The following is a 13,958-nucleotide window of genomic DNA, read 5'->3' as shown; positions in this document are numbered from 1 at the left end:
GATGATAGTTTTATAAAATCTGTAAATGTTTTTAAACGTCATCAAGCTTTTCTTAAAACTCAAATTTATCCGCATTTTGTTTAAATCCTTTTAAGTCCGTTATGACATGGGCAGTAGGCATTGGTTCTAATTGATTATGCTGCTCTCCTGCATTAAACATCACTAATCGGTCACTGTGTTTACTGCGCATATTGCTGACAATAAACTTAATAAGGTCGGCACGAGTAAATTGTTTGATTTCTTCAACGACTCTTTCACGTTGTTTGAAATCATAATCTCGGTTGCCGAGGCAAACCCAATAGCGTTGGCTTCTGCTCTTAAGGTTGGCGTCTTTTTCTAAAATTTGATTTATTAAGCCAAGTTTTGTCGCTTCCCATTGTTCTTTAGTGATTTGCATGACGGCATAATTAAAGTCTGCAATGAACTCATCAATGGCTTCGAGCAACTTGCGAGGTTCGGTGGTTGGTGATTGTATGTAGAATATCATCCCTGGGTGGCGATTGAGTGGCAGATATCCCGTTCCGACCATATAACCAAGCTGTTTTTCTGTCCTTAGCTCATGAAAAAAAGTAGACGACATTGTGTGGTTTAGCAAACTAAATAGGCCTACAGTATGAGCTGTTGTTTGATTTGATTGATAATAAACAATGATTGCACTGTCTTGATGTTCTACAGATAGCTCACGCATTAAGGTGCCTCTGCCAGTGAGGTTGATCAATTCCCGACTGGACTCAGCACTTGGTTTAGTCACAAGTGATAATACCAATTCTAATCGCTTGGCAAGTTGCTGAGCTTCACTGACAAGCCAATCGCCATAGACCAAGCCTTCTACATATATTTTCTCATAAAAGGCGCTTACGTGGTTATGAAGCTCGTCTAACGTGACGTCTTCTAGCATTTCTGCCATTTTGGCTGGCTCATAGGAACGTTTTTGAAGTGTCACAGTCAGGCTAGTAAATAATTGTGCGATAGGCTTTGCTTGAGCGACGTTTGTCCAACTTCTGAGTAATTGCTTTTTAATAAGCTTAAAACGTTCTTGGGTAAAGTTTCTTTCTCGCGCTTTTTCTATCACCAAGGCAAGCAAGGTTTCTTGGTTACCGGTAAAGCCAGTTAAGTGCAGAGTGATCCCACCTTGATGGGGATAAATATTGTAATTAAGCCCTGCCACTTCAGCTTGGTAAGTTGACTCAGTTAAGTAGTCTAAAAGCATTTCGACATATAAACGGGTTAATGCTGCATGTTTCGGCGTTGGACTTGCATTTTCAGAGTCCAGTGAGAGATATATATGACCTTTCGGGACATTAAACTCATCATCTTTACGGTGCCAAATGCGGTAACCTTCATCTTCAGCAACCACAACTGGTACATCGCTTTTACTCGGCTCTATGCGAGATTGAGGATCGTTGACAATAAAAGGGTTCTTAGCGGGAAGAGCTAATTCCTTTCTCGGTTTCGCTTGTAACCAATGGTCAATTTTATCTGCTGGGATTGCTTCTATTGAGTAAGGTGTAAAATACCACTTCGCTTGCTGGTTAGTACTGACTTCTCTTGAAACAAGCTGGGTACGCATATTATTAGGAGATAACAAGCTTAATAAGCTTAATGCCTCTTTAGCATCTAAGCCGTCCATTCGATAATCACCAAACACTATGTCTTCAACTTTATAGTGCTGCATATTAATACTGAGGTGGCTGGCTAAATCGAGAATTTTGATTTGTTCTTGAAATTTAAATGCTGTGGTTAATAAGCTTGAACGCTCATCATAACGCCAAGATTCAATACCTGAGTCACGGATCAACTGAATGTATTCGAATGTACATTCGATAATGGCATCGAGTTGTTGCAGGCCTTTTTCAGTTAACTGAATACTAATACTGTAGTCTTTAAAGTTATAGCCGTTAACGCCACCACCGGCAGACAGGTTATTCGCATAGCCTTGTTCTTTTAAGTATGACAGCAAACTGCCAGGGCTTTCATTACCTAATAAATGACTAATAAAAGTGAGCGGTTTACGTTGATAGAAAGGCTCAATAGATGGAAGAGCAAAACTAATATTTAATCGTTTTTGGTCTTTTACTGGCGAAATATTAATGTGCTTTAGTTTCGCACGTTCATCAAGGTAGGGCGTGTCAGGGTAACTTGCCTGTGCCTTTCTATTTTGGACTTCACTAAAAAAGTGCTGAGCTAACTTAGCTTGTTCATACAATGAAAGCGGTGATACTAAACACAGCGTCATGATATTTGCGCTATATTTTGACTGATAAAAATCAAGTAATTCTTGCCTAATATCCGCTTCATCACCTGCAAGAGTTTGTAAGTTCCCGACTGAAAACTTACTGAAAGGGTGGGCAGGGTTAACAGACACTTTCTGGACTTGATATACCCGTCTAATATCATCTTTGAGTTTTAAACTATATTCCGAATCAATAGCATGTCTTTCTCTATCAACCAGTTCTAAATCGAACTTTGGCGCGATAAAAAATTGGCTAAATCTGTCTAAAGACTCTTCGAAATGTTCTGCATCGATACTGTAAAAAAAGTTAGTTTGTTCAGTACCTGTCCAAGCATTGTTTGAGCCACCATGCTGATTGATGAATTGGTGATATTCACCCGAGTCAGGAAACTTTTTTGTGCCTAAAAACAGCATGTGTTCTAAAAAGTGTGCCATCCCAGGTCGAGATATAGGATCATCGAAATGGCCAACTGACACAGTCATTGACGCAGCCGCCTGAGTCGCTGTTTTATCTTCAACGAGTAAGACCCGTAATGCATTATCAAGCACAATATGTCGGTATTGGCGATGGTCATTTGGGCTGGTAACAATACTATTTTGTGTGTTTAGTGCTGTGTCTGGTTTTATGGTCAAGATAATGCTCCAGATAGGAAGGCTTGTTATATATTGATCTCGTTGGCGACTTTTAGCAAATATCTAATGAAAATATCGACTAAAGACTAATTAATTTTACTTCATTGTTACTTTGTAGATGGGATATTTAAGGCTACAATTGGAAAACAAACACAATAATAAATGAGTAGCGATAATGAGCAGCAATAGAAGTATGCAGCTATTTTTGATGCGACATGGTGAAGCGGGCTTTGATGCACCATCTGATAGAGAAAGAATGCTATCGCAATTAGGGCGCACTCAGTCTAACGCAATGGCGAACTGGCTGACAGAAAAGGTCAGTAGTGTCGACTTAGTGATTGTGAGCCCTTATTTAAGAGCACAACAAACGTGGCAAGAAGTGGCTAAACACCTGCCAGAACCTAATAAATGGCTAGTATTAGATGATATTACGCCCTCTGGAAGTCCACAAATTGCAGTTGATGCCATTTTGGCATATGCCGAACATTATGCAGCACGTAAAGTGTTAGTCATAGCTCACATGCCAATCCTTGGTTATATGGTCAGTGAGTTAGTTGCAGGAATGGAGCCGCCTATTTTTGCGACATCAGCAATTGCATCCATTGAGCGAAATGAACACGGTGGGCACTTTGACTTGATGCAAACACCAGCTCAAATGAGTGCGTAAATCCGACTTAGCACTTTTTACGACAACACTAACTTTATTTGTTGGTAAGTTTATTTAGTACGTAAGTTTATTAGATAGGTTAGTGCTTAGATGTTGAAACAACTAAGCACTCACATGAGACTTTTTACTAAAATTGATCGCTGAGACTTTCTACTAAAATTAATTACCTGCGGTGAGCATGTTCGCCAATATCAATGAGTATTAATAATGCCGCATCTGCGCCCCATTCTTTAGTGGCTTGATGGAATGCTTTAACCTTAGGGTGTTGAGCAAGCCACATTGGTAATTGTTGCTTTAATATTCCAGAACCATAGCCATGCATTACACAACAGCAAAGGATATGTTGCTTAACACATGCCTGCAGTAAAGCGGCTAACTCAAGTTTAGCTTCAGCTTGGCGCATGCCATGTAAATCAAGTAATAAATCAGGCTGATAATCTCCACGACGTAATCGTTTCAATTCAATTTTTTCTACGCCTTCGTTTAACCAGCGCATTGGACCTTCAACAGGTAAAATTGGCTGATAATTATCCGAAAAATAGCTATCAGCATAAACCTGCTGTTCTTTTACTTCGACTTGTTGTTTAGATTTGACCGACTGCTTAAAGTGGTGTTTATCTTGATTTAGTGGTTTTACGCCGCCAAATTGCTCTGAAAACAACGCAAAGTCAGGATTATTTTCTTTATTCATGGCGCTATTGTATTGAATTCTAGGTCATCTTAATAGACTTCAGTTACAATGGTCAGGAACAATTTTTCAGGAGTTATGTTTTGGATAAAATCTTTGTAGATGAAGCTGTCACCGAATTAAGAACCGTTGGCGATATGTTGCGTTGGGCTGTAAGCCGTTTTAACGATGCTAACATTTATTATGGGCACGGCACTGATAACGCTTGGGATGAAGCTATTTCTTTGGTTTTCCATGCTTTACATCTTCCTGAAGAAATCGGTCAACAGGTAGTTAACTCAAATTTGACCAGTAGTGAAAAACATAAAATCGTTGAACTGATTATCCGTCGCGTACGTGAACGTTTACCGGTTCCTTATTTGACCAATAAAGCTCGATTTGCAGATTTAGAGTTTTATGTAGATGAACGTGTGCTCGTGCCACGCTCACCTATTGCTGAAATGATTAATAATGGTTTCAGCCCATGGTTGTATAACAAACCTGTTACTCGTGTCATGGATTTATGTACCGGCAGTGGTTGTATTGCTATTGCATGTGCTTATGCGTTTGAAGATGCGGAAGTTGATGCTTTAGATATTAGCGAAGATGCTTTAGAAGTGGCGCAAATCAATATCGAGTCTTTGAATGTACTGGATCGCGTTTTCCCAATTCAATCCGATATTTTCTCTGCTATTGAAAAAGGTCCGCATTACGATTTGATCGTATCTAACCCGCCTTACGTAGATGAAGAAGATATTGGCGATATGCCTGATGAATATCATCACGAACCAGCCATAGGTTTAGCTTCAGGGCGCGACGGTTTAGATTTAACCAAGCGTATTCTTGCAAATGCAGCTGATTACTTGACTCCAGATGGCTTGTTAGTTGTTGAAGTGGGCAACTCTATGGTGCATCTAAACGAGCAGTTCCCTGATGTTCCTTTCACTTGGGTAGAGTTTGAACATGGCGGAGACGGTGTGTTTGTTCTTACTTATGATCAGCTAGTTGAAAATGAATCACTTTTCGCCATCTATAAAGATAGTGAATAATAACGATTAGAAAAATATATCACCTTGAGGTAATGAGATAGCATGTCGGGAAATAGCATAGGTCAGAATTTTGTCGTAACGACTTTCGGTGAAAGTCACGGTGTTGCATTAGGTTGTATTATTGATGGTTGCCCACCAGGTCTTGAACTGACAGTTGAAGACATGCAACACGATTTAGACCGCCGCCGCCCTGGCACATCTCGTTACACGACAGCACGTCGTGAGCCTGATGAGGTGCGGATCCTATCGGGTGTTTTCGAAGATAAAACAACGGGAACATCCATTGGTTTATTAATTGAAAACACCGATCAGCGCAGTCAAGATTATTCAAACATCAAAGACTTATTCCGCCCAGGCCACGCTGATTACACCTATCAGCAAAAGTATGGTCTACGTGATTACCGTGGTGGTGGCCGTTCATCTGCCCGTGAAACTGCGATGCGAGTAGCAGCTGGCGCGGTTGCTAAAAAATACCTAAAGCAAGTTCATGGAATCGAAATTAATGGTTACATGTCTCAGTTGGGGCCTATCTGCGCCGAATCGGTTGACTTAAATGAAGTCGAACAAAATGCTTTCTTCTTTCCTGACGCCTCTAAATTAGAGCAACTTGATGAGTACATGCGTGATTTAAAAAAATCGGGCGACTCTGTTGGTGCTAAAATTACTGTTGCAGCTACAGGGGTTCCTGTTGGATTAGGTGAACCAGTATTTGACCGACTTGATGCCGATATTGCACATGCCTTAATGGGGATCAATGCCGTTAAAGGTGTTGAAATCGGCGATGGATTCGGTGTTGTGACTCAAAAAGGCTCTGAAGGGCGTGATTTAATGTCTCCAGCTGGCTTTGAGTCAAATCATGCTGGCGGCGTTTTAGGTGGCATTTCTTCTGGTCAACCAATCGTTGCTCATATTGCGCTAAAACCAACATCAAGTATTTCAGTTCCAGGACAAAGCATGACAGCACAAGGCACTACTGCTGATGTTGTGACTAAAGGTCGTCATGACCCTTGTGTTGGCATTCGAGCGGTACCCATTGCTGAAGCGATGTTAGCGATAGTTCTAATGGATCACTTGCTTCGTCATCGCGCCCAAAATCAGGATGTGGTTTCCCAAACCCCTGTTATCGGTATGAAATAAATGCCTAATGCGTCATCTGCTGAGCCCAACGTTCGTTGGCTCAGCGCTTGTTACTTTTTCTTTTTTTCAATTCTTGGTTTAATGGTTCCATATCTCGGTGTCTTTTTTGATAACCGAGGTTTTAACGCGCAAGAAATTGGCTTTCTTATGGCAATACTCATGGGAACCCGCATTATTGCTCCCAATGTCTGGGCCATGGTTGCTGACAGAACGGGTATGCGTTCTGAACTGGTTAAGTTTGGCTCAGCTGCAGCTGCGATAACCTATATCAGTTTTTTCTTTGACGGAAGCTTAACGTACCTTGCGTTAAGTTTGATGGTTTATACCTTTTTCTGGAATGCGATTCTTGCTCAGCTTGAAGTCATAACGCTCGAGAGTTTAGGGGATGAGTCGCATCGTTACGGCGCGATAAGAAGCTGGGGCAGTGTTGGCTATATCTGTTTAGTGATTGCAGCAGGTTTTGCTATTAGTGAGTACGGAGCCGAAATTGTTCCCTCCATTGGCATGGTGCTGTTTATTGGCATGTTTTTATGCGCATTGGCATTACCTAATAATAGAGCCTCGCTCGGTGAGGCTAACGCTAGGCCCCCTTTAACCTTAACATCGCCTATTATTTGGTTTTTAATCTCAGCGATATTATTGCAAATGAGTGTTGGCCCTTTTTATGGCTTCTTTGTTTTATACCTAAAACAAGCTGGTTACTCGGAAGGGGTCGCAGGTTTATTTGTGGCATTTGGCGTGGTTGTTGAAATTTTAATGTTTATGCTAGCGCCGAAACTATTAGGGCGCTTCGGTGTAAAATTGTTACTGATAGTCAGCATAGCCTTCACAGTATTAAGATGGGTGCTATTAGCTTATGGGGTAGATAATATTCTACTTTTATCAGTTAGTCAGGCATTGCATGCATTCACATTTGGTCTCACACATGCAGCATCGATACATTTTATTCATCGTAATTTTGATATTGCGCATCGCAGCAAAGGCCAAGCTTTATATGCCAGTTTAAGCTTTGGTTTAGGTGGCGCGATTGGAATATGGATAAGCGGAATAATCTGGGGTGATGGCTCAGGGTCTAGTCTGACTTGGTTATTTGCCTCCTTGTGTGCCTTATTATCATTATTAGCTGCAGTAGCGATAAAGGAGCCAAAGGCTCTTGGTATAAGTAATGGTTAATATTAGTTTTAATAGTGGTTTTTACGTCAGAATAGACAAATAGAGGATTGATAGCAGTGAAGCGTTTTCGATTAGGTTTGATCATTAATCCGCTAGCCGGATTAGGCGGCAGTGTAGGGCTCAAAGGCTCTGACAATGTGGCTCAAATAGCCATAGAAAAGGGCGCAGAGCCAAAAGCTGGTTTAAGAATGCAGCAAGCTTTAGCTGTGATAGAGCCGTTTAAAGATCAAATAGATATCATTACTGCATCTGGTGACATGGGGCAAACCCTCGCCGTTGAGATGGGGTTCAGCGCAACCTGTGTTCACTCTTATCAAGAGAACAACGCTAGTCAGCATACTTTAGATTCCACAGATTCAGCAGATTCAAAGATTGCAGCTCAATCATCCACAGCTCAAGATACTCGAACGACTGCGAAAGCGCTCATGAATGAATCTTTAGATTTATTATTGTTCGCTGGTGGCGATGGCACTGCCCGCGATATTTACGCAGTAGTTGATGACTCATTACCTACCCAGTTGCCAGTACTGGGCGTGCCAGCGGGTGTAAAAATTCATTCAGGAGTCTATGCAATAACGCCTCATGCTGCTGGCGTTGTCGTTAGCATGCTGCTCAAACGAGAGTTAGTGAGCTTAATGACTGCAGATGTCATGGACATTGATGAGCAAGCGTTCAGGCAAGGAAAGGTTAAAGCAAAACGTTTTGGTGAAATGTTAGTTCCTGCTGAGCCGCGTTATATTCAAGCGGTTAAAATGGGCGGTAAAGAAGTCGATGAATTAGTTTTGGCTGACATTGCAGCGGATGTCATCAATCAAATGGAAGATGAGTTATATATCATCGGCAGTGGTTCAACTGTTGCTGCTGTTATGGAAGAATTACACCTAGATAATACTTTACTCGGTGTTGATGTGATTCAACACCAAGAGGTGATTGCTGCAGATGTGACTGCAAATCAGTTGTTAACATTAACTGCAGACAAGCCTACAAAATTAGTGATTACGTTAATAGGCGGGCAGGGACATATCCTTGGCCGTGGTAATCAGCAGCTATCGCCTGAGCTGATTAAAAGAGTCGGAAAAGATAATATTATTATCCTAGCGACAAAAACAAAACTAAAAGCACTTGAAGGCAGGCCATTAATTGTGGATAGTGGCGACCCTGAATTAGATAGTGTGCTTACTGGTTATTATAAAATTACCACTGGATACCACGATTACGTGATGTACCAAGTTGCCAACCCAGATTTATCGGAGAGTTAAACCATGTTAGAGAAGTATGATGCAGCGTTAGAAGGGTGGATTGAGCATACCGTTGCCAACGGTGATGATGACGCGCTTTTTGCAAGTGGCTACTTACAAGGTCATATTGCCGTGGTTTTTTCTCAGCTTGAACAAGAGCAGCTAAGTGGTCTTGATGCTTTAGATGACAAAATGGTTGATTGTTTGGCGCTCGCTAATGATGAATTAGAATCTGCTGACTTTGCTTTAGTACAATCGGCTTGGCAACAATTACGTCAAATCATCAGCGATATAAAATAAGCATTAGTAAGCGAATTGGCATGACTGAACAAAAAAACATATCAACAGCTTCAATCGGGCTGGTTAATCCTAAAACGCCAGTGAATGTTGGCGGTATCATGCGCGCCGCAGGTTGCTATCAAGCACAATCTGTTTTTTATACGGGTAATCGATACGAGTTAGCGGCACGTTCTGGTGAGGCGCAATACGATGTTGATACTAAAAATGCAGCTAAAACGATTCCGCTAACACGGGTTGAATCACTGCTTGAGCAGGTGCCTGAAGGCGCTAAAATTGTTTGTGTCGACTTAGTTGTTGGTGCAACGCCGTTGCCGTTATTTGAACATCCTGCAGATGCGTTTTATATCTTTGGTCCAGAAGACGGCACCATTCCGCAGCAAATTATTGATGCTGCAGACGAGGTGGTTTATGTGCCAACGGTGGGATGTATGAATTTAGCGGCCTCAGTCAATGTATTGTTATATGACCGTTTATCAAAAAGTACTCAAATAGCGGCTGATGACGAATTAATCCGTGAAAGTCGAGACAATAATAATCGTACCAAAGTAAAAACTTGGCTTAAATAACCGATTATTTATTTCTCATATTTAGTTAAAAATTGGTCAAGCAATGCTTGGCCATTTTTTTGTGCTAATTCAGCTTGTAAGCATTGATATATCGCTGTTTCGTGGTCAGCGATTAAATCAAATATGACTTGGTTTTCAGTACAATCATTTGCCCATTGACGATATTCGACTTCATAAGGTTCAACCCATTTCACTAACGTTTGTAGTAATTCATGCCATTCAAGCTTCATCCACTTTTGCGCATCATGATTACCTTTCTGGGTCATTTGTTCGACAGGGTAACTAAAGCGTTCAGATTGTTTTAACAGGTGCGATAATAAGTGTTCTCCTGTTAACGTTTCTACTTCAACTAGTTTTCGCCACAATGATTGACGCGGCTTATCTTCCTCAACATTCATTAGAAGAGTAAAAAAAGCGATGCCGTACAACTCGCCTAAATAAGCTTGGTGGATCCTTTGGTTCATAACACTTCCTATAACAAGTTTAGAATATTGATGTTAAATGAATCTTTATCGTTTACTGACTAAACACCTTAATCAAACTCGAAATTAAACCATCAACGATTTACCTTTGAGTAATTTCCTTAGCCACATACGGTTAGGGTTTAACATTGCAAACATGTCGTAACTTATGGGTGGGGTTTGCTCGCATAATATTGAGGCCAGAGCTTCAGCAGCCAAAGGGCCTGAGCTTAACCCTCTAGAGCCTAGACCGCCCAACACATATAAGCCTTGGTATGATGGGGCAGTTCTGCGGCGCCAAAATTTTCTGCTGGCTACTGTCAATTGGTGTTCGCCTAATGGCTCAGTATTGTACTGCTCAAAAATAGCGTTAATGTTTGGCGCTAATCCCATCATAGGGCAGTGATCTCGAGTCACCATGCGTACACCAACTCTTGCGTTTGCATCAGATATATCAACATCATTTACCCAATCTCTATCGGGGAAGCTGTGATGCATCTTTTGAGCGTTCTCAAGTTGTTCATTGGGACAATACTCAAGACTGTCTGGTGATTTGACATAACTTGCGCCAACACAGTGATGTTGCTGATTTTCTGGTGTCAGGTAACCGTGAGCGCAAATGACAGTATTCAAATCAGCCAACTTTCCTTTTGATGGAATATGACTGACTTGACCACGAAAGCCCGTCACTTGCAGCGAGCTAGTTTGCGCAAATTCAGTTAATTGCGCGCCAGAAGCGACCACCACTGTTTGATGAGTAAACTGCTGCTTGGTTAATTCACTTTGCACACGGGTAGTTAACTGCCAAGTGGAACTTGTTTGTTTGTTAGTTGGTTCAGCTTGGGTAATTTCAAGTTGAGTTAGCTTACATACTTGATGATTAAGCTTTACGATAACCTCAACGCCTTTGCTAGCAGCAATGGCTTGGGCTTGTTTAATGGCGGCTTTGGCGAATTCATGGGGGCAGATCCAGCCAGCTAATGGATAGAAAAATGCGGGTTTATCAATCTGAATATTGGCTAATGCATTCGCTTCATTAGGTTTGACAGCATAAGCGACTTCGCTTGGCCAATGTTGACCGTTAATGATTTTATTTAATCTGGCATCACTGCGCTCATCAAAGCCAGTTTGAAGAACACCACAAAGCTGATGACTAATTTGATGACCAGCATCGGTGAGCTCTTGTAAACGGCGGCGACTGTATAAAAATGCTTGCTGAAAATATTGACTCATCAAGTTGTTATCAGGGGTCAATAAAGGGTATATCGCCCCTTGTTTATTACCTGAAGCGCCATCGGCAAGGTGCTCATCTTTACAATAAATAGTGACACTTTTGCCTTTCTCTGCAAGTGATAAAGCAAGATGAGCTGCTGCAATACCACCACCAATAACTGCAACTGAGCTCTCGCGTTCATGATTATTATGTGCACGATTATTCGCATCTTCACACACATCGGTTTTAAATTCAGTATTAGGCAAACAATAGGCATATTCGCTTAATAACGTTTGGCGTAGCGCTTTACGTTCACACAGTGCAATGTCATCGAGAGCCCGATTTAAATCAGTTGGCCTGGTAGTTAAAACACCTTCAACTTGCTGGGTAGATGTGAGTTTGAACCCAGTAAGCTTGGCAAGGTGCGATAGCTTTGTGGGCTTCTCAAGTTCACTAAAAGCATAAATTGTAGCATTATCTTGGCTAATTCTGCCCATCTGCCAACAGAGTTTTTCTGTTAGGTGTTGATCTAAATACTGAGGACAGGTCGTATGAGGTAAGCAATGCCAAAAGCTGATTAGAGATGGCTGGCTAAAAGGCACACCTTGGACATTTTTGAGAATATCACCAAAGTGAATATCAATGATGAATTGACCTTGGTTGAAACTAAGTCTTTGACAGCCAGCAATATTGGCAATGCAAGATGTTTTTAGTTGTTGAGAAAGCGCATACCAAGGATGTGACGGGGTATTTATTTCACTGTTAGCATGTTCAATTAACTGGAACAGCTCCAAAGCATTTAAACTATGAGCATCAAATACACTTAAATGAATCGATTGATTGAATCGTTCAGATAATTGCCATAGCAGCATGATTTCCATGCCAATCCCAAAACCGATTTGACCAATACATAAGGTTTTATGAGAGTTTGGCGTATCTAACAAGACAGTTTCATAATAATGCCTTATGCTTGCTGCATAATCAGGGTTTTGACAGTAACTACTTGGAAAATTAGTCGATATTGTTGCACAATCTCGGGTAACTATAGGGAAGTCAGTGGTTAAATTGGTCAAAGCTCATACTCAAAATTGGTTCTATTGAGATTATTTTACCTATGTTTGTTGAAAGCTGACCACTTTATTCGTCTAAAGCGGATATCATTGCGGCAGCAAAATTAGGTACTGACACGTACAAAATGGATAGCAAAAAATGAAAAGAGTCGTAATAACAGGTTTAGGTGTTGTTTCAAGCATCGGTAATAACAAGCAAGAAGTGACAGATTCACTCAAAGCTGGACGTAGTGGTATTACCCATTCTGACCAATTCGAAGAAATGAAATTACGCAGCCATGTGTGGGGCGAGATTAAATTAAACCCAGCAGATCACATTGATCGTAAAGCGCTACGTTTTATGGGCGATGCTGCAGCTTATGCATACATTGCTATGCAAGAAGCTATCAGCGATGCAAACTTAACTGAAGAACAATATTCTCACCATCGTGTGGGTTTAGTTGTAGGCACAGGTGGTGCATCTTCTAAAAACCAAGTTGAAGCAGCTGATAAGCTACGTGACAAAGGCGTTAAACGTGTAGGTCCATACATTGTACCTCGCATCATGGCCAGCACGGCAAGTGCATGTTTAGCTACGCCATTCAAAATTAAAGGCATGAACTATTCAATTAGTTCAGCTTGTGCAACTTCTGCTCACTGTATTGGCCATGCGGCTGAACTTATCCAAATGGGTAAGCAAGATATGGTATTTGCTGGTGGTGCTGAAGAGTTAGATTGGACCCTCACCATGGGCTTCGATGCAATGGGCGCACTATCAACTAAGTACAATGAAACACCTGAAAAGGCTTCTCGTACATATGATGCTGATCGTGACGGCTTTGTTATCTCTGGCGGCGGCGGAATCGTTGTTGTTGAAGAGTTAGAACATGCATTAGCACGTGGTGCTAAGATTTATGCCGAAATTGTCGGTTATGGTGCATCTTCTGACGGTTACGATATGGTTGCTCCATCAGGAGAAGGTGCTGTGCGTTGTATGCAAATGGCACTTGCTGATGTAGATACACCCATTGATTATGTCAACACTCATGGTACATCAACACCTGTAGGTGATGTTCGTGAACTTGAAGCGTTACATGAAGTATTCCAAGACAATATCCCGCCAGTGGCTTCAACTAAGTCAATGACAGGTCATGCTCTAGGCGCTGCTGGTGTTCATGAAGCTATTTACAGCTTAGTGATGATGGAAAATAGCTTCATCGCTCCAAGTATCAATATTGATACCCCAGATGAAAAAGCGGCTGGCATTCCATTAGTGACTGAGTATCGTGATGCTGAACTAACTACTGTAATGAGTAACAGCTTTGGATTTGGTGGCACTAACGCAACATTAGTGATGCGCAAATTTAAATAGTTATTTATGACTATGATGAGTTAGCTTTTATCACAGTCTTTTTGAACATCGTTTTAGAATGACAGTTTATAAAGCTAAACTTGATTAAAGCCTTTAACGGAAACGTTGAAGGCTTTTTTGTTTTTAAATGAACTGATTCGCGACTAAACAAGCTGTCAGGCAAAAAAGAATTCATTATTTCGTTTTTGTAGGTAACGACT

Annotated in this window: 12 protein-coding genes; 8 read left to right on the top strand and 4 right to left on the bottom strand. The window is 41.2% G+C overall.

The window, feature by feature from the left end; translation table 11 throughout:
- Nucleotides 1-52: 52 nt before the first annotated feature.
- Entirely contained in the window at nt 53-2,860 is a 2,808-nt protein-coding gene (locus FNZ24_RS03960) for an insulinase family protein (protein ID WP_153913168.1), read from the bottom strand.
- A gap of 199 nt (nt 2,861-3,059) precedes the next feature.
- On the opposite strand from FNZ24_RS03960, the gene sixA reads away from it, so the two are divergent.
- Nucleotides 3,060-3,533, top strand: a complete 474-nt coding sequence (gene sixA, locus FNZ24_RS03955; protein WP_153913167.1) for a phosphohistidine phosphatase SixA — start codon at nt 3,060-3,062, stop codon at nt 3,531-3,533.
- 163 nt (nt 3,534-3,696) lie between these two features.
- Here the strand turns inward: sixA and smrB are convergent, their stop codons facing one another.
- On the bottom strand, nt 3,697-4,224 hold the full coding sequence (gene smrB / locus FNZ24_RS03950; RefSeq protein WP_153913126.1) for an endonuclease SmrB: 528 nt from the start codon (nt 4,222-4,224) through the stop codon (nt 3,697-3,699).
- Between the two features lie 80 nt (nt 4,225-4,304).
- On the opposite strand from smrB, the gene prmB reads away from it, so the two are divergent.
- Genes prmB through FNZ24_RS03920 form a run of 6 tightly spaced genes read left to right on the top strand, consistent with a single transcriptional unit; the run spans nt 4,305 to nt 9,663 of the window.
- Nucleotides 4,305-5,249: a 50S ribosomal protein L3 N(5)-glutamine methyltransferase gene (prmB, locus tag FNZ24_RS03945; RefSeq protein ID WP_102529495.1), complete on the top strand. Its 945-nt coding sequence runs from the start codon at nt 4,305-4,307 to the stop codon at nt 5,247-5,249.
- A 42-nt stretch (nt 5,250-5,291) separates the two neighbouring features.
- On the top strand, nt 5,292-6,386 hold the full coding sequence (gene aroC, locus FNZ24_RS03940) for a chorismate synthase (protein WP_153913125.1): 1,095 nt from the start codon (nt 5,292-5,294) through the stop codon (nt 6,384-6,386).
- The gene (locus FNZ24_RS03935; protein ID WP_153913124.1) at nt 6,387-7,559 is read left to right on the top strand and encodes an MFS transporter; all 1,173 of its coding nucleotides are present in this window, start codon (nt 6,387-6,389) and stop codon (nt 7,557-7,559) included.
- Between the two features lie 56 nt (nt 7,560-7,615).
- The gene (locus tag FNZ24_RS03930; protein ID WP_153913123.1) at nt 7,616-8,818 is read left to right on the top strand and encodes an ATP-NAD kinase family protein; all 1,203 of its coding nucleotides are present in this window, start codon (nt 7,616-7,618) and stop codon (nt 8,816-8,818) included.
- Between the two features lie 3 nt (nt 8,819-8,821).
- Nucleotides 8,822-9,097, top strand: a complete 276-nt coding sequence (locus tag FNZ24_RS03925) for a YfcL family protein (RefSeq protein WP_153913122.1) — start codon at nt 8,822-8,824, stop codon at nt 9,095-9,097.
- Between the two features lie 20 nt (nt 9,098-9,117).
- On the top strand, nt 9,118-9,663 hold the full coding sequence (locus FNZ24_RS03920) for an RNA methyltransferase (protein WP_153913121.1): 546 nt from the start codon (nt 9,118-9,120) through the stop codon (nt 9,661-9,663).
- 8 nt (nt 9,664-9,671) lie between these two features.
- Here the strand turns inward: FNZ24_RS03920 and FNZ24_RS03915 are convergent, their stop codons facing one another.
- Nucleotides 9,672-10,127 (bottom strand): hypothetical protein, encoded by a 456-nt coding sequence (locus FNZ24_RS03915; RefSeq protein WP_153913120.1) that lies wholly within the window; start codon nt 10,125-10,127, stop codon nt 9,672-9,674.
- 84 nt (nt 10,128-10,211) lie between these two features.
- Nucleotides 10,212-12,410, bottom strand: coding sequence for an FAD-dependent 5-carboxymethylaminomethyl-2-thiouridine(34) oxidoreductase MnmC (gene mnmC / locus FNZ24_RS03910; protein WP_153913119.1), 2,199 nt, complete (start codon nt 12,408-12,410; stop codon nt 10,212-10,214).
- Between the two features lie 136 nt (nt 12,411-12,546).
- On the opposite strand from mnmC, the gene fabB reads away from it, so the two are divergent.
- The gene (fabB, locus tag FNZ24_RS03905; RefSeq protein WP_153913118.1) at nt 12,547-13,758 is read left to right on the top strand and encodes a beta-ketoacyl-ACP synthase I; all 1,212 of its coding nucleotides are present in this window, start codon (nt 12,547-12,549) and stop codon (nt 13,756-13,758) included.
- The last annotated feature ends 200 nt before the right edge of the window (nt 13,759-13,958 follow it).

Source organism: Shewanella sp. TC10 (genome assembly GCF_009663145.1).
Lineage (GTDB): Bacteria > Pseudomonadota > Gammaproteobacteria > Enterobacterales > Shewanellaceae > Shewanella.
This window is presented reverse-complemented; position numbering and strand designations above follow the sequence as displayed.

Coding starts and splice junctions, on each gene's coding strand:
- sixA (WP_153913167.1), top strand. CDS start 3,060: ATGCAGCTATTTTTGATGCGACATGGTGAAGCGGGCTTTGATGCACCA.
- smrB (WP_153913126.1), bottom strand. CDS start 4,224: ATGAATAAAGAAAATAATCCTGACTTTGCGTTGTTTTCAGAGCAATTT.
- aroC (WP_153913125.1), top strand. CDS start 5,292: ATGTCGGGAAATAGCATAGGTCAGAATTTTGTCGTAACGACTTTCGGT.
- FNZ24_RS03935 (WP_153913124.1), top strand. CDS start 6,387: ATGCCTAATGCGTCATCTGCTGAGCCCAACGTTCGTTGGCTCAGCGCT.
- FNZ24_RS03925 (WP_153913122.1), top strand. CDS start 8,822: ATGTTAGAGAAGTATGATGCAGCGTTAGAAGGGTGGATTGAGCATACC.
- FNZ24_RS03920 (WP_153913121.1), top strand. CDS start 9,118: ATGACTGAACAAAAAAACATATCAACAGCTTCAATCGGGCTGGTTAAT.
- FNZ24_RS03915 (WP_153913120.1), bottom strand. CDS start 10,127: ATGAACCAAAGGATCCACCAAGCTTATTTAGGCGAGTTGTACGGCATC.
- fabB (WP_153913118.1), top strand. CDS start 12,547: ATGAAAAGAGTCGTAATAACAGGTTTAGGTGTTGTTTCAAGCATCGGT.